This window comes from Pseudomonas sp. 2995-1 (assembly GCF_002742505.1).
GTDB classification, from domain to species: domain Bacteria; phylum Pseudomonadota; class Gammaproteobacteria; order Pseudomonadales; family Pseudomonadaceae; genus Aquipseudomonas; species Aquipseudomonas sivasensis.
Genome location: NZ_LJSA01000528.1, coordinates 1 through 268, shown reverse-complemented (window position 1 = coordinate 268; position 268 = coordinate 1). Strand labels below are relative to the sequence as shown.

The window sequence follows — 268 nt, the reverse complement described above, 5'->3', positions numbered from 1 at the left end:
CACCGAACGTGATCGCTTTCTCAGGTTATACAAATGTAAGAGAAAAAGTAGTTGACTTCTCCTCATCAGTTCTTGAATATCAAGGACCAGATTCGGTCCATGCTAAAACCTATATTTTTGACGATAGGCTCAGTTTAATAGGATCTTTTAACTTGGACGCAAGAAGTTCGTTTCTTAGCACAGAAACTATGGTCGTTATCGATAGTGAGGAGTTTGCTAAAACATTGACTGATGAGATTGAAACGAGGTATTTTTCCAACAGTTTAGT

The 268-nt window shown here is 37.7% G+C and carries 1 protein-coding gene; it reads left to right on the top strand.

The features are described 5' to 3' along the window. A partial coding sequence (locus tag AOA61_RS27340; RefSeq protein ID WP_256583504.1) for a phospholipase D-like domain-containing protein occupies nucleotides 1–268 on the top strand: 268 nt, incomplete at both ends.